The organism is Mongoliibacter sp. (assembly GCF_007692705.1).
Taxonomy (GTDB): domain Bacteria; phylum Bacteroidota; class Bacteroidia; order Cytophagales; family Cyclobacteriaceae; genus Mongoliibacter.
Genome location: NZ_REBN01000270.1, coordinates 1 through 26,983, shown reverse-complemented (window position 1 = coordinate 26,983; position 26,983 = coordinate 1). Strand labels below are relative to the sequence as shown.

The following is a 26,983-nucleotide window of genomic DNA, read 5'->3' as shown; positions in this document are numbered from 1 at the left end:
ACCGGTTAGGCAAAATAAGTTTTTAGTCCATTGATTTTTGCATCCAGCTTATCCGAGACAGCATCATAAGCATCTCTATTTGGTAATGCCTCATTGACAGAGAAGTAGTATTTGATCTTTGGTTCGGTACCGGAAGGCCTTGCTGAAATTTTACTCCCATCTTCAAGGTAAAACTGTATTACATTGGATTTATCCATTTCCAATTCAGTTTCAGTCCCGTTTTCAAGATCGTAGACTTTACTTTCTTTTACATCAATTACCTTAACCACCTTGATGCCATTCATCTCAGTTGGCCTATTGGTTCTAAACCCTGCCATTAAGGCTTGAATTTGCTCCGCTCCATCTTTACCTTTTTTGGTGACAGAAATCAGGGACTCTTTATAAAATCCAAACTGCATGTAAATTTCAGCCAATACATCCTGAATGCTTTTTCCTTTGGTTTTGTAATAGGCCACAAGCTCAGCAAATACAGCACATGCCGATACCCCGTCTTTGTCGCGTACAAAATCACCGACGAGGTAGCCATAACTTTCCTCACCTCCTCCGATAAATTGTTTTTTGCCTTCAAGGTTAAGGATAATATTTGCAATATTTTTAAAACCTGTCAAGACTGAAAAACAAGTCACTCCAAAGTCTTTACATATAACATCAATCAGTTCAGTGGTGACAATGGTATTCACCATAAATTCTTCCCCAGTAAGCCTGCCATGTTCTCTCCATTTATTAAGGAGGTAGTAGGTGAGCAAAGCCCCAGTTTGATTGCCGTTCAACAACTCAAAATCACCCTTCCCATCCGGCACACAGGCAGCATAACGATCACCGTCCGGATCACAGGCCATTACCAGTTCGGCATTGACTTTTTTCCCTAGAGCCAAGGCCATATTAAGGGCTTCAGCTTCTTCTGGATTGGGGTAAATTACCGTTGGAAATGTGCCATCCGGTTCCTCTTGCTCTTTTACCACATGGATATTTTCGAAACCAAAAACTTTCAAAGCAGCAGGAACCATTTTATTGGAAGCCCCGTGAATGGGAGAAAAGACAATAGGCATGTCCTTCTGAACCATGATTTCATTAGGGGACAAACTTAATTTTTTAACAAGATTCAAATATATCAAGTCAAAATCTTCCTCTATATAAGATATCAAAGCATCATTTTTATCCCATTTGACATCATCTACAGACTTGATCTTCTGTACTTCGTCGATAATATTTTTATCATGTGGCGCCACTACCTGACCTCCATCGTCCCAATAGGCTTTATAACCATTGTATTCCTTAGGGTTGTGGGAAGCAGTAACCATTACACCACTTTTACACCCAAAATGTCTGATAGCAAAGGAGAGCATGGGAGTTGGTCTTAGCTCTCTAAAATACTTTACTTTGATGCCATTGGCTGTGAATACATTTGCTGTGGTATCAGCGAAAAGTGTATTGTTTATCCTGCAATCATGAGTGATTGCCACTTTGATATCTTCGCCTGGAAAACACTTCAATAAATAATTGGCTAATCCCTGTGTGGCCATAGCTATGGTGTAGACATTCATTCGGTTCGAACCTACACCCATCAAACCCCTTAGTCCGCCGGTGCCAAATTCCAAATCTTTATAAAAGGCTTCGACCAACTCTGTTTTATTCTCGGCCTCTAGCAGGGCTCTTATTTCTTCTTTACTTTTTGGATCAATATTGCTGTTCAACCAGCTTTCTGCTTTTGCTAGGATAATCGGATCTATCGTTGTCATGTTTTAAAAATTAGGATTGAGTTTCTAATTTAAAGATTTAGATAATTAAAGTCATAAAAAATGGGGAGTTTATGTATAAGTACATAAAAAAAGCGCTGGCTTGTCTCCAAGTCCTGCGCTTTTATATTTTCTTATCATCTGAGTATTAAAGATTACCTCTTAATTCCTGCTCTCTTTCTATCGCTTCAAATAGCGCTTTGAAATTACCTTTTCCGAAAGACTTGGCGCCTTTTCTTTGGATGATTTCGAAAAACAGCGTTGGCCTATCTTGTACAGGCTTGGTGAAGATTTGTAACAGGTATCCTTCATCATCCCTATCGACCAATATATTGAGATCCTTGAGAGGCTGTAAATCTTCGTCAATTTCTCCAACCCTTTCAAGTAAATCATCATAATAAGTGTTTGGTACCTGAAGAAATTCTACACCTCTTTGTCTCAATTCAGTAACCGTATGTATGATATCGTCTGTTGCGATGGCCATATGCTGTACCCCTGCGCCATTATAAAAGTCTAAATACTCCTCGATCTGGGATTTCTTCTTACCCTCGGCAGGTTCATTGATAGGGAATTTGATGTATCCATTACCATTGGATACTACCTTGGACATCAGTGCAGTATAATCGGTGGAAATATCTTTGTCATCAAAAGTGATCAAAAGATTGAAGCCCATGACTTTTTCATAAAACTCTACCCAATTGTTCATTTCACCCCAGCCCACATTGCCTACACAGTGGTCAATGTATTTCAGTCCAATAGGTGTAGATTTGTACTCACTCTTCCTAGGCTTGAAACCTGGCATAAAGACACCTTTATAATTCTTTCGCTCCACAAAAGTATGAATGGTCTCGCCATAAGTTCTGATAGAGGCTGTTTTCAATTCACCAAATTCATCAGTTACAATTTTGGGATCTTCATATGATACAGCTCCTCTGGAAGTTGTTTCTTTCCAGGATTTTTCGGCATCATCAACCCAAAGGGCCAATACTTTTACCCCATCGCCATGCTTTTTGATGTGATCAGCAATAGGATGATTTTCATAAAGCGGCGTTGTCAATACCAAACGGATCTTATCTTGTTTGAGCACGTAAGACGCCCTGTCTTTGATCCCTGTTTCAGGTCCGGCATAGGCTATCAATTCATAACCAAAGGCATATTGATAATAAAGAGCGGATTGTTTTGCATTACCAACGTAAAGCTCAATGTAGTCTGTCCCATTGATAGGGAGAAAATCATTTTCCATGTCAAAATTATTTTTGGGTTTTGTATTCTTGTAGATTACTCGTTGGGCAAAGATAAAATTTATATCTAAATTTTAGGAGATATCACAGAAGTAAGGTCTGATATTGAAATTTTTATGGAGCATAGAGAGAAAATTTTAGATTTAAGGGAAACCTCTTTTTTTGAAAAGGGGCATATCCCTGGCTCAATCAGTTTTCCCATATTTGAAAAGGGAGAATTAGAGGATGTTCGGAATATGTCCGTTGAAGACAGAGAGCGCCACTTCAGGTCCAAATATCAAAAAATGGAATCTTCTCTTGTGGACAAATTGGGCTATCAGAGCTTTACTTACTATTGTCAAAAAGGAGAAGTAGAAAGCCGGTTTTTCAAAAACTGGTTTGGCCCGGAATTTCAGGAAGGGAAATCTTTGAAGGGAGGTTACAATGCTTATAGAAAAAGAGTCAATAGATTTTGGGCAGAAAAGCATGAATTGATCGTTATAACAGGGCTTACCGGTTCAGGAAAGACTGAGGTTTTGGAAATATTGGAAAGGGAAGGGTATCCTGTCTTGAATTTAGAAAAAATCACAAACCATAAGGGCTCTGTTTTTGGAGGAATTGATGCCGATACAGAAATCTCTCAAGAGCAATTCGAAAATGAAATATACTGGCTCTTTCAACAGGATGGACCCATAATTATGGAAATGAAAGGTAGGTATTTGGGACAATTGTATTTACCCATACAATTTTACGAACAAATTGAGAAAGCTCCGAAAATCCAATTGGAAGTACCACTAAACTTGAGGGTAGCACGCTTGGTTGATACTTATTGTGGTAAGGATGATAGTTTTTTGAGAAGACAAGTGGAGCTTTTGGGAGACAGGTTGGCAGATAATGATCTCAAAAGGGCTACGGGAGCCTTAGAAAACTCTGATTATAGACTCTTTATTGAGATACTTTTACATTACTATGATCAGAGCAGTGTGTATAGAAAAATGGGTGAGGATCCAGGTTTTAAGGTTAATGGGACAACTCCTGAGGAATGTGTGTCCGTAATAAAAAAAGTTCTACCCCATAAAAAAAAATAGACGGGCCGCTCTTTCGCCCCGTCGACTGTATGATTGAACTTCTTTCTATCTGAGCCCTGCTCAGCTACCTACGGTACAAACTCCTGTTGAAAGTTCTTCTTCACCTTACAGATTCACTAACGTCTGTTACGCTTCGCTTCTTTAATTTCTTTAATTATAATCCAATTTACTTATTATCAGCCAATAAATCAAATCTCAAACCACTGCTTCCCTCACCTTTTCCGGTAATTTTTCTGGCACCGTACCATAGGACCCTTTTGCCTGAATACCACCTTGTCAATTGGTATTGACCGGTTAACGTCACACCTGCCCTCGGTACCTCTTCTTCGTGTACAAAGTAGGGTTCACTTTGCCGATTGTCTTCCTCAATTCCCTTTCTTAAAAAAGCCGATTGAGGCCTCACTGCATGTGGCTCCATACCTGCAATTGTCCTAGGCATGGATGCCCTTTGGAAAGTAATCTCCCTGTTGATAGCCTGTCCAGGTTTATGAATAGGGATAAAGGGAATCCAATTTTCAGATATCTTATTGGCCAAACTGTATTTTAAAGGGGGCTTAAATTGTCTGATTTGGCCTTCACCATTTCCGATCGGAAGGTAGGATGGGTCGTCTGCAGCAATTTCTTGTATTTCCTCCTCTTGTGTTAGGAAGTTTTCTAAAATCTGTTCTACCTTATTTGCTGTATCTGAACCGCTGATGCCGGAACCCATCAAATCGGGAATTATGGCTTCTATTCCCCAAACTGTATTGGCCATTTCATCCCTGATCATTTTTATTTTTTCTACAGGTTCTCCTTCTATTGTTTTTGCCAAGGCATCAGGTATAAACACTTTTTGGTCCATTCCCAAATACTCTTTTTCAACATTAAGTATAGATTGTCCAAACATTCCCCAACCCAAATAGCCTGATTCATCTTGTTTGTTGGCTGCTTCTACTTGTGTCCTGAATCCAAAGACATCTTTGATCACAATGCCTTCCACTTCACAGAGGGAGCCAGCTTCCACATCAAATGGTATGGCCAACCAGTCATTGCTATAATTCATAGCATACTGAGTGATGGAAATCTTAGCCAGGTCTGTGTCAGAGGCGTCCATATTGCCAAGGTCTACTTTTCCATCTTCCATTTCCCACCACCTTGAGACAGGCATACCGGCAATACTTGCTTCGGAAGGAATCAAGGTTAGGACATGTCTTTTGGTATTGTCAGTTGGTATATCAGGCAATACAATTGGATCAGCAGAGTGGATTTGATCAAAGGAGTACCAATCTAAGTGTCCCTGAAAATAGGATTCTGCATGTAAGGTCCTTTGGTCTTCTTCTTGAATCTTGATAGATGCTGTATCGAAAGCATATTCCATTTTTTCGGAGATCCATGATTGTTGCTCTTCTAACTCAGGTAAATTGAAATCTTCAATGACCGTTGATTTCCAAGCTGCAAATACGCCCTTAAGGGCACTTAAATGTGCAGGCTGTATAAAACCTCCCGGGTTTGAGTTGGAATAGGCATTCAAGAAATCAGGATTTTTTGAAAAAGCACTCAGTATTCTGGCTCCGTCGATGGCCTTATTTTCAAGTGTTTTGAGGTATTGATACGCTTGGGTCCTGGCCATGATTTGCCCATTTCTGGCCAAGGTTTGCTCGTCATCATCTGTATTTAAATTTGGAGGTTGGAATGAAAAAGCTTTGATGAGATCATTTTCGTACAGACTTGGTGCATATCCTGCTTGTCCGCTCAGTGATTCATTGATTTTTCTGAGTAATTTTTTTCCAAGGTAGTAGGATGAACGAATACCGATTTTTTGATGGAGCTTTTCTACGGAAACCTCCATGGGTAAAGCGTCATCCACTTTACCCCAAGGTCCAAAGTTGGGTTTGAAGTAATTTAATTTTTGAGTTTTTACAGCCACTTTGGCTTCAATTGCGCTTCCAGTATCTTCCCCTTTAAATTCCCCGAATTGCCATTGCCTGGAGAGCATCCAAAGTGGGTCATGAATCTTGGCACTTAATGCTGAGTTCAAGGATTCCTCTCTAGTTCTTCCTTCAAGCCTATTGTATGCCTGAAATGGTTCACATGGATTATATAATATTCCGCTCATTTTTTCAGTCGTTAATTGGGTTGTTCGTGATAGAATAGTCTATATACCAGCCCAGTGATTGTTCATCAGGAACTTGGTCCTCCTCTGACGCCCGAAGGAATTCAGCGAAGCCATAGGCCAAAGCACTTGTGGCAGGTAGAATCTGGGAAAATGAGCTCCCGTCTAAATCATCTGGCTCAAATGTGCGAAGCTTGGCCAGGTTAAGAGCCTCCTCAACTGTAAGCATTATCTGCTCAATGTCTAAGCTTCCTTTAATTTCTGGAGGAACTGCCATCAAAATGCTCTGAGCTGCCCTAGCGTCCGGTTGGTTATAATGTACAGCAACTCCTGTGGTCTGTATTTTTTCAGGTATTAGTTCTGCCCATTCATCCACCACCAATCCTGTTAAACGGGATTGGCCTATCAGGTTTTCTCCACCATAGAGCACGAATGAAAGATAGTCTCCCTCAGCTTGGTAACCTTCAGGATAAGATGTTCCCATCCAGTAAGGGGAAGGGGATTCCTGCCCTGAAAGGGCCACCTGAGCAGGCAGGACGCTTGTTTCCGGTTTCTCCAATACATCCTGAAGCATACGAAGGTTTTCCAGTTTGGCAATATTCTTTCTTACAGTTCCGGAATCATGCTGCCACTTTTCCAATCCCTCCAAACCTGAATACTGGAGTAAATTACTTTCAGGATCTTGTTGCACGCTATCCTGCCAAAAAGAATGTTCAGGAATAGAAATCAATGGAAGTATTTTCATGCCATTTCCAAAAACCGCCGTCACGATTTCATTGGATAAATTTAGGATTTTGGCATGTTCGGTTTCAACCAAGAGTTCTTCCTGTAGCTGTAGTATCTCCATGGCTTTGATCTCAATGCGGGATTTTGCTTCGTGTAATTTTCCTAACTGTTCACTGAAGAATTCAGCTTTCGTTTCAAGTGGGTTGGGGAAGTAATTCGCATATCCAAATTGAGATAGCTTTTTAAAGAGGCCATATCCTGCATCTATTTCACTGGCAGTATACTCGGTTTTTTGAAGGTCAAGAGCTGCCAATTCAGTCCTTAATTCCTCAAATTCCGATATGATATTGTCTATCCTTTCCAAAAATTGGGTGATCTCTAGACCGGCACCTGATGCCTCAAAATTATCCGGATCTTCAGCCCTTCTGAAGTCTCTTGCATCAGCTGCCCTACAGGAATTGAACAAATCAAAAAGCGCTTCAAAAAATGGAATCATGTCAAAAAGCGCATTGGCCTCGGTATCCAAATGATCTGAAAATAAAAAGTGATAATCGCCTTCTGTGGAGAACCCTTCATTTTCTAAGGTTTTAATTACCCTGAATTCCAACTCTTCCCATTTCGAATCTGCATCCCTTCCCAAAAGGAAAACAAGGTCTATAGGTTGAAGTCCAATATCCAAAATGTTAAGGTAATGGGTCACACCTTGGTGAATGACCGCAAACTGTATTTCAGTAGGATCACCTATCTGACTTGCAAAATAAAGGTTGAACCTTGGTTCTGCCGAAGATTTAGGACTAGAAGGTAGTCCCCACATGGAAGGATTTCCTTGTGCTTGAATCAGGAAAATCCCCCTGTTGATAACCAAGTTTCCATTCCTTAAACTTTTGATGATTTCAGGATCCCTTGGTAGTTGACCTTCTGCAAAGCTATTCATTACCCCGGCAGCCCTTTGATGATTTCCTCTTACCAATTGATATACACTTTCCGACGTGATTAAATCCCCTAAAGCATCAAAAGCATCTGCCATTTCATCCAACTCCTTGATTATGGCCAGCATTTTTTGCCGGTTTCTATTGCGTTTACCTATGTTGGAATCATTCACGTTTGGAAGGATACTGGCAAGATCAGTAGGGATGTGCTGTATCTGTAAATCTTCCCAATTTCCAGTAGCCATCATTTCGGTAAAGGTTTTATCGGTATCCCATTTTTTAATATCGGTAAGGTATGCCTCAAAATGCTTCAACATGGCAACCCCGTCCACCACATTGTTGGCACGTATGCTCTCATTACTTTCTGTATCTGTTTCGGCTCCGACCGGAGTGTCTCCGTAAGTCGGGAATTTTCTCCTCAGACGGTAAATGAATACATCCATTTCGAGGTGATCCTGGGGCTTTCCATCTTTATCCCTGAATCTGTATTTTTCATGTAATGCTCTTTCGAACTGATAACCCAATAAGGCTCCTGGCGATTGGCCCTGACTCACTCCTTGTAAGAGGAAAAGGGCTTTTCTGACCCGGGAACTACTTAGATTGATAGAGAGGATGTTTTTGTCATTTCCTTCTCTTTCTTTCATGGCATTGAATCCAGCCCTTAAAACTGCTGCAGTAGTGGCATGTTGTAAGCTGGGAGCGTGAATAAAACCTTGATTGTCCCCAACCTTATATACAGGATATCCCTCTTCTGGTCTCAGTCCGTCGGGAACATTCTCAGATTTGGTGGTATCATGTTGTGGCCTGAGGTTTTCCAATATACCATATGCCCCTACATAAGTCCCTGTTTTCTGGGTACTTCTCATCTGTCTCAATCTCCAGGCGCTTAGCCCTTCCATCCAAGCATCCAGCCTGTGACTACATAAATCCAGGTGATCGGCAAGCAACCTTTCTAATTTGGAAACCGGTAATTTTTCAAGTATTTCCAAGGCCTTGACCACACTTGGACTACGGTCATAGACCAGGCCTCCACGGATCATTGCCAACAGGAGTGTAGTCTGTGGTACATCTTCGCCATCTACACTTACTTTTGGAAGGTTTTCGATTTTAATATTGGTGATGTTATTGCGGTTATCTTTCAACCATGAAATATAATTGTACCCTTCTTCTGCACCTTCTATTGCCGCTAAAGGCCCTTTCCCAACTGGACTTTCGGACCCAAAATATGATTGGCATAATTGTACCGGGCTTTGTATACCCTGGAGCCTCTAATATTTGCCAATTGGGAATGCTGGGTCTTATGGCCAAGGGCATCAAGGAATTCATAGATCAGGTTATTGACTGATACAGGCGAGTATTTTTGAGGATTTCTGTCCCAATTAACGCTGATTACTGATTCATCCAATTCGTCAGGCTCATTTACCCTGCCCATCAAATTGGTGCCATGCCTATACAGGTAGTCTTTGGTGCTTGGTTCCAATCCAAGTATTTCCAGGAAATACTTTTGAGGATCATGGGAATATTTGGGGTCATTGATGTCCCTGACCTTTTTAGAGTCTGACATGGCCTTTTCAAAATCCCCACGGATAATATTGGTCAATTTAGAAAGTGACCTCAAGTAACTTTCAAATGAGCTCTTATGAGCAGCTGCTGGCCCGGTTATAAAATTGTCATAAACTGAAATAGGTAAAATACCGTAGGGCTGGGGACCGATTCTGAAACTTGGAATACACCCCACTGCGGATAAATAGTTTTGTAAAAATTCAAGGGTTCTAACCTCATCATTATGATTGAACCAGTTTCTGGCCATAGTCTTCATGAAGTACTTGATGGAGGCATTGTAAAGTGCCCTGTTCATGGCTTTTCCTTCAGAAATATCCTTTTTTAAAGCCCTGGGTATATGGATAGCAAATTCTTTATTCAACCCAAGCGCTTCTTTAAAATATTGACCATCAGCTATTTCAAGTTCATTGGAACTGATATAAGGTTTTTCAATTTCAGCACTGTTTTTTTCTTTGACCATTGCTTCAAATGCATAATCAATATCATCATCCAATTCCGAATAGGGCGATTTCTCTCCTTCTGCATTATTGGTCGGTGTGTCGACTTCCAAAAGTTCAAGACCGCCATCAGTGTAATGGTGGTTTTCAAAGAGTTCATCTATCCTCTTTTGTCCAGCTGCTGGGCTTTCGTCTTTCACTCCAGTCGCAATTACACGATCAAAGCCCTCTAGGTAAAATTGTTCATCAATATTGATTTTCATTCCCATACCAATTTTGATCGCTTCATCAAAATCGAACATCCACTTGAGCTTTTCAGGAACCTTTAAAGAGCCCAGATTATCCTGCGAAAAATTCTCCTCGCTTTCATCTGAAGGGTCTAAACTCAATTGAATGTTTTCCGGGATTTTGTTTCCAACCTTCAGGTATTCATAGACATCACCATTTTTCAATCCTACAATCATTCTGTCTGGCATGGTCGAACAGATTCCAGCCCTGTCCCATGATTGGCTTTTCTTTTCAACATTTTTGTAGTTAAAATCCCTTTCAAAAGGTTTGTCCAGTGCAGCGGCATTGGCTGTTTTATACTGCGAAAAAGTTCTAAGCCTGTTTTGAACCGTTTCTATCAAGACCCTGATTCGTGCAACCAATTGAGGACTTACCGATCTCCACTCGGTTTGGGTTTGCATCAGTTGTCTATTTAGCTTTGTGAAAATATCAATACTTTCAAGTAAGGATGGTTTTGTTTCCAATGAAGGGGTAAACCGTCCCAATGAGCTTCCAATTCTATTAACCCAGGCCGAAAGCTCTGCGAGCTCAGAGGGACTGACGGATAAGAAATACCTGAAGTCACTCAAAAAAAGCTTGAATTGTCTGTGGAATATTTCAAGAAATGGCGTAAGCGGATTTGTAATGGAATCCGGAACATTAAAATTGGATGGTTGAAGGGATTGAATGATGTAGGCTGCCCTTCTAACACCTACACTTGCCGCCAAGGCCCTCCAAGCGGCTAACCTTGAAGCTTCAACATCCTCTGTCTCTTTATAGGCATTTCTAAAATAATTTTTACCCTGCTCTATTTCTTCTTCAGTCAGCCTTTCATCATGGTCATCTACCGCAATATCATCAGGGAAAAACCTTATCCAGAGCTCGTAAGAAACTTCGGATTCTACCAAATAGCGGATTTGATTGATATAATCTTTTGCAAATGAAGTCCTGTTGTTTTTTTGGTCTGTATACTGATTTTGTATACTGAGGTCAATTGTCTGTAAAAGCGTTAGCGTTTCCTCAACTGCTACATTTTCATTGTTTTCCGGAAGATTGACCACAGCCTTTTGATATTTCGACCGTAAGGTTTCAAAAGCTCCTCGCAAAGAATCCAAAGTTTTTTGAGGAAGGATGCCTGTATTTCCGGCACGGACACGAATGGTCTTTTCCAGATTTCTAACTTTTCCTAACATCCAGTTTACAACTTCTGATTTCTGTTGAAGCCTTGTTTTTAAACTGGCGGTTAATTGACGTAAATCATGTTCATTGGAATATGTGTTTTTTGCACCATCTCTGATAGACTTACTGCTAACACCCAAGCTGGGAAGGATTTCCAATTGACTTTTTAGAGCAAGAAATTCAGCTATAAATTGATTGTTGGTACCTAAGCTCACTTTTTCCCGCATTACCATTTCTTCAGGCACAAGTATTCTGCTGTTTATAGGGACAGGTGTGGGTATAGCCCTAGCAACGGTTTCAGTTTTGATGGGAGATGCCTTGCTGGGCGAAGTAGTGGTTTGGATTGTGGGTTTGATTGCATTGAGCACGGACGTTTGTGTCAAAGGCACCCTTCCAATAGGACGCGGGATAGGTTGCGGAATGGTAGGCCTTGGCAAAGGTACAGGAGTAGGAATGGTCGGAATCCTCCTGTCAGGAAATGTGATAACGGGTCTTTCAGGTACTTTAGGTTTTTCCTTTGGAGGAGCTGGTTTTGGTACGGGTTTGTTGGCTTCTTTAAGCAATTGTTCTCCAATGCTGTTAAAAGTCTGAATCTCTCTTGAATACCTTTGGTGTGCAACCTTAAAGCGCTTCATTTCCACTTCGGTACCTTCTAATGGATGGTTGAGGTCATCAAGTATTGATTTCACATGTTTATTAATGCTTGTTTGAGACTTATTCCATCCTTTAATATCTTTAAATTTTTGACTATTTTCTGTTTTTAGGTTAAAATACCCGACCTCCAGTTGGTAAATGATTTCCATTACCCTTTGGGTACGAAGGGCGGTCACCAAGTTCATATAGGGTACATATTCTACATCAATTTTTGACTTCAGTACATGGATTGATTTCCTGAAAGCTTCCTCTTTTTGCGCCAAATCAATCCTGCCGGGATATCCCGTCCGGTAAGTTTGTAAGGTAATTGGGCTATGCTTGTGAATTCTTTTGATATAGCTGATTTTTGAAGAGATTTTTTTGATTTTATCTGGATCTGTCTCTATTTCACCTTTATTGATCATTTTAGGAATCTCTTCCAATATTTGGTCAATTTCCTGTATGACCTTATCCAATTCAAGACTCGTCACACTTTGGTCTACATAAATGGACTGCGTTAATTCGGCAAGTCGATGGGTTTTTGAGTATAGTTCTGATGAAGCTTGTTTAGTATTCTTTTTGGCAGCGACTTGGGCTAGGGACTTATCCAGTTCTTTAAAAATCCGATCGAGCTGATTTTTTGATCCGGCAGAGAGCTTTGCATTAGAAAATGCTTTTGTGAGCTCCTTTGTTGCCTTTGTCAACAATAAGGTATCGGCCTTTTCCAGGTTACTGATATTATTGATCATTCCGGGTAATTGACCAAGCGGTTTCAGGATGTTATTAAATTGACTGTTGAGTTGTCCTTGGTTAGCGGTAGATTGACTGATCTTGTATAACTCTATCAGATGAATAAGTTTTCTTACCTCATGAAAGTAATCTAAAAGTATTTCATGGTTCACGTCTTCCCTTACAGCAGTAACTCGGGTATTTTTCACGAATCTGGTTTCCAGCCTTATAGGTAACAACATAACCGGGAAAGCATCACTTCTCTGAGCTAGGGATGCTTTGATGTCATGAAACCCAAGGTCTACTTGATTGGATAGAATATGTTTTTTAGTGCTCATGATTCATTAGGTTAAAAGGTTGCTGGCATGTTTAGCAAAAAGAATTGGAGACTGATATAAAATGGAAGCAATGTCCGCAGCATTGGAATCATTATTCCAGATTGGTTCATTTGCAGGTGTTCCACCTGAAAGATTCTTTGGGTTTTGATAAATCTTCACATGTTTGGGAGAGGCTCCCATATGTCCCCAATTCATATCATTCCAGGTATTGAGTGAAGGGGCAGGGTATGAGAAAGCATCCAGGCCAAAGCTTATCTGTCCTGGTATTTCCCTGAATACAAAGAAGTATCCGTTGCCATCTTTGACTTGATCTACAGTGAGCTCGAAGCCGAAAAAGTAAATATCCGGTTCCATATGGCCTTTGATGACAGGCCATGAAGCATTGTCGGAATTGTATGGGCTAAGTTGAATTTGACTGCCTACCCTGTTTCCTTTTTGGGCATAGACAAGCGTATTGGGGTACTTTTTGAAAAGGTCCCCTTTGACCATCAGCATCACGCCCATACCGCTACGTCCATTTTCCCCCAGACTTTTGAGGGATCCACCGGTTCCGGCATTTTTCCACTTATGTAGCTCCTCTACATCTGCATGAGTATCCTGAAACGTTTTGAGTTTCTCCATGAACTCTTCGGCAGGAAGGTCTTCATCTACTATGGCGAAGGGGCTGTTGTCATACTCCCAAAAGTGCCTGAAATAACTGCCACGCATGTCAGTAGGGAATTCCCTCCAAAGTAGTTCTCTGGACATTTCATGGTTCATTCCCATGAGGTAAGATTCTATGAATTTACTGTTTACCTCCATCAACAAGATAGAGTCTTTTGGTACTTCGCTTATGTTTGGAACAATATAATCAGGTGAAATCTCTTCCAGATAATTGTAGACAGGAATTGGGAATCTCGGGTAAGCCATAATAGGCTTTTCAAGATTGATGTTCTTTCCTTTGATTTGATTACCCAGACGTCTTAAATAGTTTTGATGAGGCAAAAGCCTGGTTCTAAGTTTAGCGCTGAAATCATTTATTTGGAGTGAAGGCAAAACTACGGGCTTAAAAACAGCCTGTTGGAAGCGGATATCACTGATAAGTTTGCTTTGAAAAGAATTGACAAATGATTGCTGTTCCAAGGCAACAAAGAATTTACTGAAAAATTTCACTTCTGTGCCTTCATTCACAGTCTCGGATATGAACCTGATATTGGAAAACTCTGCCTCATTGTAGGTATTGCTTACAAAATCCCTGAAGTCATTTTTATTGATAGTGATTTCAGCAATAATTTTGGGAGGGGCTGGTGTATTTTCTCCAAAGGTCATGAATCTGAAAAGCATGGAATCTTGCTTGTCTTCGAGAAGTATTTCCACATCTCTAATGCCATTGATGATTTTTGTTGTCCGTGCATCAGGATCACTACCGAACTCAGTCAAAAGCATACTTTTGATCCCTGAGAGGGTAGGTTCATCCGATGAATCATTAATATGCGTTTTAATTTTTTCAGCGATCTGTTCAATCTCTGATTGGGGCTGATTAGCCAAGATAAATTGCATGGAGGAATAGACTGCTTCTGAAGAAACCGCTATAGATGGTTCTTTCTTTACAGGCGCTGGAGTGATAGGTGTCAAAGCCTCAAAATTTTCTGAAATGTTGGACCTTTGTAAAGTCACGTTGTTCAAGACAGCATGTGCTCCATCCACTCCATTTGAAGACATCATCGCTGTCGGCGTAAAGTTATTGGCAACCTTAATAAAATTGCCGCTGCTGAGGCTGTTAGGAATTTTGGAATTTTTTATGCTTTGGGCAGCCGAGAACGTAGCAGCAGTTTCTACCTTGAACTGCTTCATGGCATTGGCAGTCATAGATAGCAAAGACATCTCAGACATCTTATTGATGTTTTTCCTGTAAAGGGATTTGGCTGTATTTCTCATCAAATCATTCTCAATGATTTTTTGATTGGCCTCGTTGATTTGACCAATTTGCTCCCAAGCCAGCTCCATAAAATATTCCTGATGCTTCATTACCGTGCGGGTACCAAGACCTGCAACTGCCCTATAACTGGGGTGTAAATTGATTTCGTCCACCCAATCATTCATAGGTTTTTCGGCTTTGTTTTTTAGCGCATGCCACTTCCCATAAAGTGGAGGGGTAACAATAGGGTCTTCTACAAAGTCCTGGGTATAAAAGAATGATTTATTGGATTCACCCAAGAGTGTTTCATTTTCATCATCTTGAAGCTCTTCATTAAGGTTAATGATTTTTTGAACCTTGTTTAAAAGAGCCGATCGCTCTGCTGCATTGCCACCGCTGGGCCAGGAATCGATTTGAAATCCCGGGGTTTTCAATGCACCTTCAATTTGTATGCGGGCAAATTTTTCATCTACTTCTATATCATAGCCCAAGTTTGTAATGTCAGCCTCTCTCACCGGTTCTATGTCTCCACTTTCTACAACTTCTAGTTTGCTCACAAGACTTTCAAAAGTTCCCTCTACACCTGTTTTGAAGCTCCAATTGAAATAAAAGGGGTATTCACGGGGATGAGAAGCATTGAAAGCGGCACTGTTCCATGAATTTTGTTGTGCAGGTGTGTCGGAAGTATTTTGCTGCAGACCAGCCAATCTTCCGGTTTCAAAAGTGGGAATAAGGAATCCTTGATATTCTGTATTTTGCTCCAATCTCCTAGGAGAGATGATCCTGGATATGGCCGAATCAGGAGATTTTTGAAGTTCAGCCTGTAGTTGTGCCGATGAGGGGTTTGAGCTATTAAGTTTTTCGAACAGGTGCACATGGGCAAATGCCCAGGTATCTCTTTCATTTCCGAATATGTTCTCTAGATTAACTTCTGAATTGATCCTTAAAAAAGGAATTTGCGCACTCCCACTCGAAATAATTTCGAACTCATCTTTTTTGAGCAAAATCAAGGACATCCATGGCCTTAATTTATTGTTCTTTGGTTTGGCTGGTGTAAATCTCCAAGGAAGATCCTCTTCATAGAATTCCACATAAGCAAGATTTTCGATTTCAAAATTATCCACCCCCTGCTTTGGATGTGTCCTGATTACCATCTTGGGATCAATCCCCAGTACATCACCAGGACCTTGTATTTTTACAGTTTTGGAAATCACATTCTCAGAGCTTGATGCCCCTTTGGCTCCATCCTTTGATGCTTCCACTTCGAAGGAGACCGATACCTCAGGCCTGTCCATTACAGCGCCGGAAGATGGTTCTACTCCCAGGGTGTCTTCTTCTGTGATTTCATTTCCCAGACCATACCTCAACCAAGGTAAAAAAGAGAATTCTGCTGGACTGTTATCAATTGGCATAGCTTAAATATTTATAAGGTCCTTTTTCAAAATCTGTAGTTGCTTTTCTTTTCCTTTTGTCAGCTGTACTGCCTGCATATATCCCACATTGGATACAGTTTCTGTGAGGTCAGCGGCATTCACCACCGAGAAGTTTGATTTTTGCAGACTCACCTTCGCAGGATTGTAGATCCCCTTTGTTTTGATGGATTGGATGGATTGGGCAACAGCACCGTGCATGGCATGGAATTTTGATTCCGATTGGCCAAAAGTCCTCTTGACACCTGAATGCACCTCGTCGACTATTTCTTCATATTCTACCAGCTTATTCCGGTGTTGACCCGAACTGGTACTGTCCTTTGAAGCTATGATGATTCCTGACTGCTGCTGTTCGAATGAAGGCATCAATAATTTATCCTCATCTGAAGCCTTGATATAATTGGAAGGTGCAAAATCATCTTTTAGGGGAGTCGTATTGGCATCCGTACCACCTTCTCCAATCCTTACTTTTACGATTTTGAAGTTGTCAAAATCTGCAGGATTAAAATGACCGAATTTTTGTATGGTCACATCGAGAGGTACGATTTTCTGGTTGACTTCTATGACTCCGCTTGGTGTCAAAATCAAGCTGTCAAGGTCATGAGGATCTTTCAAACGTACACCCCCGCCTTTTGCTGCCATTGGAATGGCCCTCCAGTTCTGCTTCTCATTCAATGCTTTGCGCAATTCAGGTAATACCGCGATATCGGGAAGGGTAGTGTTTTTCTTATCACCCCATTCCACATTGAATTTGACTTTGATGGTAATGAACAGAATTTTGAAGCTTGCAGTACCTTTCGCTTTCCAAGGACTCGGTCCTTCCAATTCAAAGCTTAAGCTTATACTCAACAAGGTAGTGCTGCCTGCCATTATAGCTAGTCGGGCCCTCGCTGATGCCATAAATCGGAATGGGGAAAACTGGAATAGCGCATCAATGCCAAACTCTCCTACAACCTTAAATTTGGATACCTTGAATAAAAAGTCAATTTGGGCCCCAAATTGCACTGTATTGGTCGTTACCGCCATGTAAGCAGTCAGGGTAAGCCTTGGATTTCCTGTAAGGATATTCAAAGTCAGCCGCTTCATACTGGGGATATTCAGGTATGCAGGTACCACAAAAACAGGGTGGAAACCTCCAACAGAAAGCACAAAGTCTTTCTGAGCACCCCAACTTAGCCTTAAAGCCATGTCTCCTTCAAGTCCAAAAGTCAGGATCTTACTGTCAAATAGACTGGCATCGAAGGAGAGCATTTTTTTCTCAAAATCAATAATGCCAAGAAAGAGCACCTGAATCCTCACCAAAGGTATTTTCTCATCAGGCAGGTTCAGTCTGATAGCTCCTAGGATGGCAAAGCGAACAGGATTTGCAAATTCTATGATCAGACCAATGTCGATTTTCAATAGGGTAGGTACTCCCCAGGAAATTCTGGCCATAGGGCCAATAAGGAACTGATCTCTCTTGATAGGGAAGAAGCCTGTAATGTCGTTGATGATCTTGGCAATGTTAGGAATGATGTTGGTTGGGAACAGTATGTTATCTATGCTTCCATCTCTTACACCGTCCCGCAGTTTGTTTTCCTGCATGGTACGGTGAATGCCCAATATCCCTCCGAGTCCACTGAGGAAAAAGCCAAAGCCTAATGCAATTCCGGGAGAGAACTGTACCGAGATGATGACCAGAACAGAAGTTCCTGGTTTTCCATCTGGCATCTTACTGTTGATCACTCCAATTGCTGTCAGGGTAAACATCCCTTTAAAGGACAGTTCTAAAGCACCGGCATATTGCCCCTTAGGTCTGTCAAAAAACAAATAGCCCCCTCCCGTAAAGACAGGAGTATCCAAGGACACACCGAGACCAGTAGGTGGTTTGAAGCTGATCTCTATGTCTACTACCCCGAAGTCAATCCCTTTTATGGTGTATGGGTTTTCATTAGGATCTTTTGCGTGAAATTCTACTTCCAGTCCCAATCCTTCCACAGTGGCGGAAAGTGGTCCGAGCATGACTGTGGCACCGGAGAAACTCATGCTCATTTTTGAATTCTCTCCAGCGTTCATTAAAAGTGTCAGGTTGATGGCATCTATGGATACACCTTCTCCTAATTTGCCATTGATGGGAATCCTCAATTCCGTTTGTTCTCCTCCAATACTGACACTCAGTCCAGAGGGCCAACGCACATCCATATTGAGGTCAAATTGACTTCCTATCTCAAGCCTCTTGATATCCAACTCGTTTGGAATCACACTGTCGAGTCCTGGAATCACAATATGGTTTTTGATGATGCCACCCAAAGCAAAATCCCATTTCTCATCTTTTCTCTTCAGCTGAATCATCCTCAGGTAAATACCTACTACGGATGGAATGTCCAGCAATTTGACGGCATTGCTTGCTTCTGCTTTGACCAGAAAATCTCCTGCATCGCTCAAACCCAAGGTGACGCCGATTTTTGGAGGTGTACTTTCTATACCTTCAAGTCCTTCTATGGTCAGGTCTCCTTTCAACTCTATTTCAAAAGTTGCCTGATTTTTTACAGTCAGCTCCTTGATGACAATTTTGATATTCCCCAGATTGATCTCACCGGCATTGCCTGGGTTTTTGAGCTGTAACTCAAATTTTCCCTCATCTTCGATTTTGATCAAAACCCCGATTGGCTGCTGCTCACCCTGGGTGTTTTCAAACCCAGGAAGACCCAACTCTCCCTCAAATTCAAATGGAAATTGGAATGCCCCATTCTCAATGCTGAATTCTAATTTTTGAAACGAAAGACCAAATTCACCGATTTTGAATCCGCTCGCTTCCCCGGCAGGGGAGGAACCAAGCGAAAAAGTATATTTTTTAGTACTGCTTTGGTAAGTAAGTCCCAGTGAAATCTTGGCCGGAGTATCATCATCATACTTTTTGATGGCAGGATGTGAAAAAGCTACCTGTCCGGAGGCGCTCTGTACATCGCCATTAAGTATACTGAGAGAAAAAGTTTGGAAAAAGAGGCTTAGCTCATCAAGTTTTAATTCTGTTTCATCCTCTGCTCCGTTGTTCAATTGAATGACATAACTGCTGCCACCCGCTTCTGAATCAGAAAATGCAAAGTCAACCTTAAGTTCATTGTTGGGAGCATCCAATTGGTCAAAGACAAGACCACCTTTAATAGTCAACTCCTCCAACTTGTCCTTTTTCAATCCAAATCCCACTTCCTGTAGTTTGAGCTTCAGGAAATTGAAATCAATTGTCTGATCACCGATGTAGTTGAATTTGAATTTTTCATCGGCACCTTCATAAGAAATGGCAATGCTGGAAAAATCTTCACTTTCAGCCCCCAAAATCTTGAACTTGGCAGCGCCTGAGGCACTGACTGTATAATCCTCTCCAGCCCCTTTGACAACATTACAGGTAAGGACAATATCCTTGAGAACAAGCGGTTCAAAGGTGAAAAGCTGGTCTATGGTTGAATTGATGGCGATGCTGTAATTTTTATCAGCCTGATCAATTTCCGCATGGAAGTTCAATTCGTTACCATCAAATTCAGGCAATTGTGTTTTGCCTTTCAATTCCCCTTTTTCAAAATCATCATTGAGTAGTTCAAGGGATAATTCCTCCAAAGCAAGTTGGAAAATGGTAAAGTCAAATTGCTCTTGGGTGATATCCTGGTTCAAGCTGAACTCAAATTTCTTATCATTCCCGGTTTTGCTGTATTCAAAACTCGTGGCAATGGTATTGCTGCCATCTCCCAGCTCGGGCCACTTGAGCTTTGCTGTGCCAGTACTATTCTGGACCTCATCATTTATCACATGAATGGTGAATTGAAAGTCTGACAGTTCAAAGCCTTCTATTTTAAGCAGGTCAGCTTCTCCGCTATCTACCTCAAGTCTGAAGTCTGTATTCTCTGATTCATCAAGCTTCATGTCAAAATTGAGGTCATTTTCAAATACAGGCAGGGCAAGTTTTCCCTTTGCACTAAATTCGGTATCCTCAGTACCCATATTTCTGAAAAACCTGATTTCGCTAAAAGTAACCTGAAAGCCATTGTAGGCTTGAGGGCTTAGGTTTCCAGCTGCAATGGTAAAGGTTCTGCTTACGCCTGAATCATCCACTGCCAATGCAAAGTCGAATGGGTTGTCAAGTCCAGGTAGGAAAATACTTCCTGTTCCATTGCTTTGATAAAACTCACTGTCTTGGACCTCGTACAAAAAGCTTCCCATAGTAAGTGTGAATGGGCCGTAGTTGAGAATTGCAGGATCAGCTGTTTTTTCTAGTTTGTACGCTTTCCCATCATTTTCCAGGACGAATCTATAACGTATGCTTCCCTGCATTTCAATAGCAGGTATTTCAACTGTCCCTGTGATATCCAAGTCAGGGGTAGTGATCCCCTCATTGATTTCAAGAATGATCTGATCAAAGTTTATTCGGAAACCATTATTATCCAGCGCAGGTATACTTGACCCTACTGCCCTTATTTGGTATTTACCTTCATCGGGTCCTGATGGGTGAATGAGGTAGCTTACGTTCAGTGTGGAGGTCTGCATTGTGTCAGGCAATTTGAACTGAACAGTTCCTGCAAAATTCTGGATCTTTTGGGAGGCTACTACCAATGATAATGAGATAGGCTGAATCTCAAAATCACCCAAAACCCATTTGCCGCCCGATGCAATCGAAATGGAAAAATCATCGTTTTCAATTTCACCTTCAAAATCGACTCCATTGCCTTCAGAAAAAATCGGTAGCCAAAGTTTACCCTCAATCTCTCCTTCGAAAGACCTGTCATCATAGATTTTGATGATAAGTTTTGCCAAAGAAATCTCGAAATCAAAAAATCCTCTTCTGCCTACAGCTGCCTGAAGACCAATACTCATGTATTTTTCACTGCCTGAGTTTTGATATAGGAATCCCACATCAAGGGCTGTATCTATTCCCGGAACTATCAAAGATCCGGTTCCACCAATACCGGTCAGCTCTTTTTCCCTGATTTCCATTTTAAAATTGGGAGCCGTCAGCGTGATTTCGTCAAATTGCTGATTGGAGACCTGACTAGGATTGTTGGGGATTTCGAGATCGTAGTCGTCTCCCAGTTGATTGAATTCCCAGAAAATCCCGTTGCCACCCGTATTCCCCCTTAGCATCAAATTACCTCTGATAGCTGTTTGGTTGATGTTTCCGTCTGTTTGGATCTCAAAATATACCTGCTGAATGCTCAAATCACCGATAGGGCTGGGGAGCGGAGCAGGGGCCCCTGTTTGCTGGAAGGTGTAAATGCTCCCATTAAAAGTCAATGCTACAGCTGTTCTGTTGGCAGGATCTCCGGAAGAAGTCAAGCCATCGATTTCTATCCAGGCATTGGCATCAAGCAAGTTTTGTGCTTCAGTATGCGTTTCAGGGACAAGGATCTCAAATTTTTCAAAGAAAAACCTGACAGGTCCTGAATGAAATGGCTTGTCTTCCTGGTTATTGGCCCTGAATAATATACTTGAATCGGGATTGAACAGCACTGACCACTCCAATGTATCCCCATTGCTCTCCAAAAAGGGAAAGGTCAGGTCTCCACTGAATGCCGTGCCTGCCTGCGGAATGCCGTTCTGAATGATAAGGTTGAAAACTTTCACTTCCACATCAAAAACCATCAGCTTGGCAGTAGGTAAGGCATCGCTTGAAATGGTGTAAACATCTCCTGATTTGTTCAGGGTGGCCTGAATGGCCTGATCCAATTGCGGTACCTCTGCACGGGCTTCAATATTGAATGCGTTGACTGATGTGCTGGAAAATGTGAGACTTGAGTTCTGTAATGTAAATGAAATACCCAATAAAGATTCGCTGATGGCTTGGGTTTGCGTAATGTTGAATTCTCCCTCAGCGGTTCTTTCAATACGGAATGGGATTTTTTTCGCTTCCTCTTCGATATCACTTTTAAGTCCAAGAAGTAATGCCTCCGCAGATATCAAAAAATCCTCAAGCTCAGCTTGGGCTTTCTGGATTTTGATCTCAATATTTTCTATGGCAGCCAAGACCTCGGCCATTCTAAACTGTAATCCTTCCTGCCCATTTTGTATAACAATTCTGATTTTGGCTATGCCTGCTTCCTGAATTTCAGAAACCTCCACAGGAATTTCAAATGGAAGGCTTTCAGTGGCATGCTGAAACTTATCGATAACCAAATGATAGGTTTCCTGGGCAGTAGAAGAGTTGTTTTCTATTTTGTCCAAGAGCTGTTGTAATCCACCTGAACTTAGAAGATCTTCAATGGGAAATTTAAAATTATTACTAGGCATAATTATAAACTTAAAAGTTAGAAGAACAGCTTATCCAAAAATCCGATAAGTTAGAAAGGCTTAATTTAGAGATTATTATGCGGAATGTAAATAGTTGGGGAATGAAATTTTTAAAAATATTAAACTTAAAAAGTTAATAATAAAAGATTAAGATTTTAATTTTAATTAAAAAAATAGAATAATGTATTGTACAATTTAAAGACTATGTTTGACCATTTTTATTGGATAAAATCAGAATGAAAGTCATTAACCAGTAAATCAATAAAATAATTGAATAATTATAATTTAAACTTGCTAGAAATAGCGAAATTATGAAAAGTACCGGGAAACCTCCGTACGGTATCACAAATTTGAAAGTCGCATAAAAAGTTTTGTCCTTGATTTTGGGCTGGAATTTTTTCCAGATCAGGTATAAGGGAAAGATAAAAAGCTTCATTAAAAAATTGGCAATGGGGGTACTTTCAGGCGTTTTTACTTTTTCCTCCTCTAGGAGCGAGCCTCCATCAACCGCTCTTTTTACCAATTGAGGGTTTGTCAAAGGAATCCTTTCCTGAATCAGCTTACTGAGATTGGTTTCATAATTATCTTCGGGAACCTGACTGATCAATGGATCCATCCTTTTTAATGTTTCCTTCATCAAGGTATCATACTTTGGATAGAATTCAGCGGCAGGAAAGGCTTCCCCAAAGTAAATACTCACATATGATCCAGACCTGGAATGGGCAGAATAATTGATCCCAACAGGAAGAATCATCAGGTCTAAATCCTGCTTGGATTCCAATGCCTGATAAGCAATTCTTGCAAATCCCTTTTTCAAAGGCCTTAAAGTTCTTTTCATGCTGTGTCCTCCTTCTCCAAAAATCAGAATGGATCCTTTGTCATGAAGGATTTGGACACTCTTGCTGAAGGTATGCTTGTTTTTCTCCATATTATCTACGCCATCTCTGATCCTGTAGACAGGTATCATCCTGATATAATCCAAGATCTTGGCGATGATCGGATTTTTGAAAACCGAAGCTCGGGTAAGGAAGTGAGGCTTGAGTCTGGTATGTGTTGCGATCAGGAGTGGGTCAATCAAGGCATTTTGATGGTTGCACACGATCAGTACTGCTTTTCCCTTAGGGATATTTTCTTTTCCATACACAGTCACCTTTTGGTAGTAAAGGTGTAAGGCTATCCGGACAGAAATGCGAAGAAAAGAATTAAAAAGATTTTTCATCTACATTAAAATTATGAATTGATGGCAGGAGAAAGGTTTTTTTCTGAATAATTTTTCCAAATAAAGGCTATACCCATTCCAGAGATAATGTGCCAAATCCCCCACCATGCAGCAATAATGGCCATCCCACCCAAGCCTTCGAAGTATGTGAAAATCAAGACCAATGCCAGACCCGAATTTTGAATACCCGTTTCTATGACAAGAGTTTTGGTATCTGCTAAAGGAAGCCTGCCAAGTTTGGCTAAGGTAAAGCCGGAGGACAACGCCACCATGTTATGTGCAAACACCCAAAGAAAAATAAAACTGATAAACTCAAGAAAGAGGTTGTAGTTGCCAATAAATGCGATCAGGACAAAGCCCGCAAAAATCAGGATGCTGATGGGTTTTAGGATTTTGGTGGCTTTTCCAGACCAATTTGGGTAATGATGACTGATCAACATTCCACATACTAATGGAATTCCCAGAATAAGGGCTACAGTTTGGAAGACATCAGCATAACTCAGTGAAATTTCTCTAAGCAATAAGGAAGCAGGTTCATAGAAACCTGACCATAAGGCGAAATTGAAAGGGGTCAAAAAGATCGAAAATGCAGTGGAGAATGCTGTTAAGGAAACGGAAAGTGCTGTATTGCCATTTGACAAATGGGTCATAAAATTAGAAACATTCCCTCCGGGACAGGCGGCCACCAAAAACATTCCCAAAGCCACAGACGGTGGAGGCTGGATCAGGCTGACTAAAATTAAGGTAAGGAAGGGAAGAAAGAAAAATTGTGAGGCAATACCCAATACAAAAGCTTTGGGATTTTGACCTATGTATTTGAAATCTCTGATCTTCAGGTCCAAAGCCACTCCAAACATGATGATTGCCAATGAAATATTGAGCAACAAAAGGGAGTCCTGATTGAAGTTCAGGTTACTCTGGTCAAGGTTTTCCATCATAGGTGAGATACTTATCCCAGAAAGGTAAACAGCAGGCCTGAAAATGGCAAATGAATAGGTACTAAACCTATAGGAATGACGTATCTTCCGAAGCTTCTTTGGTCATCTCTTCGGCAACCTCTTTCCCCAGGTAATTGTCAATCAGGTAATGGCCTAAGTACAAAAGTGGCGTCAGTAAGATAGCAACCCCAAACTTGTATATGTAATTGATGATGCCAACTGAAACCACCTGGGCCCAAGACCAGTTGCCAAAAATATAAAAAGCAATGCCCAATACTACGAATGAGTCAATAAATTGGGATACCAAGGTAGATCCTGTTGCCCTAAGCCAGATCATTTTTGGGCCTGTAATCTTTCTTAGCTTTTGGAAGACAAAGACATCGATCAGCTGACCCAGTAAAAAGGCAACCAAGGAACCTATGATGATCCCCAAGCCTTGCCTGAATATTACATTGAAAGCATAGTCTATGTTAAAATCATTTCCATCTACATCTGGCGTATTTACCTCCAACCAAAATGGGGCAGGAGGGAGCCTGGTAACCCCAACAATCACAAAAAAGATGTAGGCAATAAAAAACGCAGTAATAAAACTTATTTTCCTAACTCCTTTTTTGCCATAATATTCATTGATGATATCCGTGGTGATAAATACGATAGGCCAGATGACAGCACCGGCAGTTAGATTGAAATCGAGAACATACTCTCCAAAAATGGTCCATCCTGCAGGATTTAAACCCAAAGTGTATTCCCCGGAGAAAATTTTAACCCCGATAATTTCAGCTAAAATTGCATTGGTAAGGAAAATCCCACTTAGAATGATGAAAAGGTTGGTCTTTTTGGATTGAAATTCCCGCCTATCTAAGGGCTGCTCCATATATCCGTTTTAAGTCTATACAATAAGTTTCAGTCAATTGAATAAGTAATACCTTCTTCACTGAGATATGTTTTGGGAAATTCTTCTTTGGCTTCTTGCAAAAGAGAGGATAAATCAAGGTATCTCGTAGAATAATGGCCTATCAATAACCTTCCCACTGAAGCAGATTTGGCAATTTTACCAGCCTGAGCAGCAGTAGAATGGAAAGTTTCTCTGGCCCTATCCTCATAGTCATTTCCAAAGGTAGCTTCATGGTAAAGTAAATTGGAATGCTTGATGTAAGGCACTATTTCTGGATCAAAACAAGTGTCTGAACAGTAGGAATAAGCCCTTGGGGTTTTGGGCGGATGTGTATATTCCCGCAGGGAATAAACCACATTGCCATTTTCACCGGTATAGTCCTTACCATTTCTTAAACAATTGATGGCTTCTACAGGTATTTTCTTCTCCTGTAGTTTTTCTTTTACCAGGCTTCTAAACCTGATTTTTTCCTCCACCCTGAATCCTGTACAAGGTATTCGATGTTTGAGCGGGAAAGAGAATACTTTGAAATTACTTTCCTCAAGGATAAGCTTGGGAGTCTCTGGATCTGTGACTACAAAACGGAGCGGAAAATTGAGTTTGGTATTGGAGTGTTTGAGCTGCACGGTCAAAATCTCATCCAGTCCAACCGGACCGAATATGGTCAATAGTCTGGTCCTCTTGTGTAATTGAAAACTGGAAATCAAACCCATGAGACCCAAATAATGGTCCCCATGCAGATGGGAAATTAAAATAAAATCAATTTTAGAAAAACGGAGCTTGAACTTCCTCAACTGAATCTGCGTGCCTTCTCCGCAATCCAACAGCAAATAGCTGTTGCCAATCTTAAGCAATTGGGAAGTTTGATTCCTGCCATGGGCAGGAATCGCTGAATTGCATCCTAAAACGGTGACCTCAAATTCCAAAATTAATCTTCCTCCTCTTCTTCACCAGCTTCTATTTCATGGATAAAGATGGCTTCTGCAGCCTCCTCCAAAGTGTCAACAATATTGAATACTTTGTCCAACATGGAGATTTTGATCAGCTTCATTACATGATCCTGAGGGTTTGATATGATGAAAATCCCGCCATTTCTGGTATATTCCCTATTGCCAACCAAAAGTGCGCTAAGCCCACTGCTGTCCGCATATTTGACCTGACTCATATCCAATACCAAGTTGTGATAGCCTTCAGCCTGCACGGTAAGCAACTCTGATTTCAATACTGGAGAAAGTGCTGAATCCAACTTTTCTTCCATGGGCGTGAACACTACATATTGTTCCTTTTTGTCTACTGTATATTTCATGTGTTTATAATTTATTTTTCAGAGGTCATAACTTGTCCCGGTTTTTCGGGATAGCCTGTCCCGACTTTCGGGAGAATCTTCGCATGGTTTACAATCATCCCAGTGT

General features: G+C 41.0%; 13 protein-coding genes. 1 reads left to right on the top strand and 12 read right to left on the bottom strand.

Annotation, left to right across the window (positions count from 1 at the left end; all coding sequences use genetic code 11):
• Positions 1-5 precede the first annotated feature (5 nt).
• Positions 6-1,739 (bottom strand): phospho-sugar mutase, encoded by a 1,734-nt coding sequence (locus tag EA341_RS18300; RefSeq protein WP_293016620.1) that lies wholly within the window; start codon positions 1,737-1,739, stop codon positions 6-8.
• A 145-nt stretch (positions 1,740-1,884) separates the two neighbouring features.
• Positions 1,885-2,979, bottom strand: coding sequence for a 4-hydroxyphenylpyruvate dioxygenase (gene hppD / locus EA341_RS18295; RefSeq protein ID WP_293016619.1), 1,095 nt, complete (start codon positions 2,977-2,979; stop codon positions 1,885-1,887).
• Positions 2,980-3,093: 114 nt separating this feature from the next.
• Between hppD and EA341_RS18290 the strand changes: the two genes are divergently transcribed.
• The gene (locus EA341_RS18290) at positions 3,094-4,044 is read left to right on the top strand and encodes a rhodanese-like domain-containing protein (RefSeq protein WP_293016618.1); all 951 of its coding nucleotides are present in this window, start codon (positions 3,094-3,096) and stop codon (positions 4,042-4,044) included.
• Positions 4,045-4,210: 166 nt separating this feature from the next.
• Here EA341_RS18290 and EA341_RS18285 read toward each other — a convergent pair whose 3' ends face one another.
• The 10 genes from EA341_RS18285 to EA341_RS18240 all read right to left on the bottom strand — a co-directional run bounded on the left by EA341_RS18285 (position 4,211) and on the right by EA341_RS18240 (position 26,877).
• Positions 4,211-6,139, bottom strand: coding sequence for a hypothetical protein (locus tag EA341_RS18285; protein WP_293016617.1), 1,929 nt, complete (start codon positions 6,137-6,139; stop codon positions 4,211-4,213).
• Between the two features lie 4 nt (positions 6,140-6,143).
• On the bottom strand, positions 6,144-8,933 hold the full coding sequence (locus tag EA341_RS18280) for a hypothetical protein (protein WP_293016616.1): 2,790 nt from the start codon (positions 8,931-8,933) through the stop codon (positions 6,144-6,146).
• A gap of 44 nt (positions 8,934-8,977) precedes the next feature.
• The gene (locus tag EA341_RS18275; protein ID WP_293016615.1) at positions 8,978-12,937 is read right to left on the bottom strand and encodes a hypothetical protein; all 3,960 of its coding nucleotides are present in this window, start codon (positions 12,935-12,937) and stop codon (positions 8,978-8,980) included.
• A gap of 6 nt (positions 12,938-12,943) precedes the next feature.
• Entirely contained in the window at positions 12,944-16,246 is a 3,303-nt protein-coding gene (locus tag EA341_RS18270) for a hypothetical protein (RefSeq protein ID WP_293016614.1), read from the bottom strand.
• 3 nt (positions 16,247-16,249) lie between these two features.
• Entirely contained in the window at positions 16,250-22,519 is a 6,270-nt protein-coding gene (locus EA341_RS18265; protein WP_293016613.1) for a DUF6603 domain-containing protein, read from the bottom strand.
• A gap of 202 nt (positions 22,520-22,721) precedes the next feature.
• Positions 22,722-23,738: a lysophospholipid acyltransferase family protein gene (locus tag EA341_RS18260; RefSeq protein ID WP_293016612.1), complete on the bottom strand. Its 1,017-nt coding sequence runs from the start codon at positions 23,736-23,738 to the stop codon at positions 22,722-22,724.
• Positions 23,739-23,749: 11 nt separating this feature from the next.
• Positions 23,750-24,676, bottom strand: coding sequence for a bile acid:sodium symporter family protein (locus EA341_RS18255; RefSeq protein WP_293016611.1), 927 nt, complete (start codon positions 24,674-24,676; stop codon positions 23,750-23,752).
• A 67-nt stretch (positions 24,677-24,743) separates the two neighbouring features.
• Positions 24,744-25,550, bottom strand: a complete 807-nt coding sequence (locus EA341_RS18250) for a queuosine precursor transporter (RefSeq protein WP_293016610.1) — start codon at positions 25,548-25,550, stop codon at positions 24,744-24,746.
• 29 nt (positions 25,551-25,579) lie between these two features.
• Positions 25,580-26,497, bottom strand: a complete 918-nt coding sequence (locus tag EA341_RS18245; protein WP_293016609.1) for a ribonuclease Z — start codon at positions 26,495-26,497, stop codon at positions 25,580-25,582.
• 2 nt (positions 26,498-26,499) lie between these two features.
• On the bottom strand, positions 26,500-26,877 hold the full coding sequence (locus EA341_RS18240; RefSeq protein WP_293016608.1) for an STAS domain-containing protein: 378 nt from the start codon (positions 26,875-26,877) through the stop codon (positions 26,500-26,502).
• Positions 26,878-26,983 lie beyond the last annotated feature (106 nt).

Bases quoted from the DNA above. Each gene is read 5' to 3' on its own strand.
- EA341_RS18275 (WP_293016615.1), bottom strand. From the start codon at position 12,937: ATGAGCACTAAAAAACATATTCTATCCAATCAAGTAGACCTTGGGTTT.
- EA341_RS18240 (WP_293016608.1), bottom strand. From the start codon at position 26,877: ATGAAATATACAGTAGACAAAAAGGAACAATATGTAGTGTTCACGCCC.
- EA341_RS18290 (WP_293016618.1), top strand. From the start codon at position 3,094: ATGGAGCATAGAGAGAAAATTTTAGATTTAAGGGAAACCTCTTTTTTT.
- EA341_RS18250 (WP_293016610.1), bottom strand. From the start codon at position 25,550: ATGGAGCAGCCCTTAGATAGGCGGGAATTTCAATCCAAAAAGACCAAC.
- hppD (WP_293016619.1), bottom strand. From the start codon at position 2,979: ATGGAAAATGATTTTCTCCCTATCAATGGGACAGACTACATTGAGCTT.
- EA341_RS18270 (WP_293016614.1), bottom strand. From the start codon at position 16,246: ATGCCAATTGATAACAGTCCAGCAGAATTCTCTTTTTTACCTTGGTTG.
- EA341_RS18285 (WP_293016617.1), bottom strand. From the start codon at position 6,139: ATGAGCGGAATATTATATAATCCATGTGAACCATTTCAGGCATACAAT.
- EA341_RS18255 (WP_293016611.1), bottom strand. From the start codon at position 24,676: ATGATGGAAAACCTTGACCAGAGTAACCTGAACTTCAATCAGGACTCC.
- EA341_RS18265 (WP_293016613.1), bottom strand. From the start codon at position 22,519: ATGCCTAGTAATAATTTTAAATTTCCCATTGAAGATCTTCTAAGTTCA.
- EA341_RS18300 (WP_293016620.1), bottom strand. From the start codon at position 1,739: ATGACAACGATAGATCCGATTATCCTAGCAAAAGCAGAAAGCTGGTTG.
- EA341_RS18260 (WP_293016612.1), bottom strand. From the start codon at position 23,738: ATGAAAAATCTTTTTAATTCTTTTCTTCGCATTTCTGTCCGGATAGCC.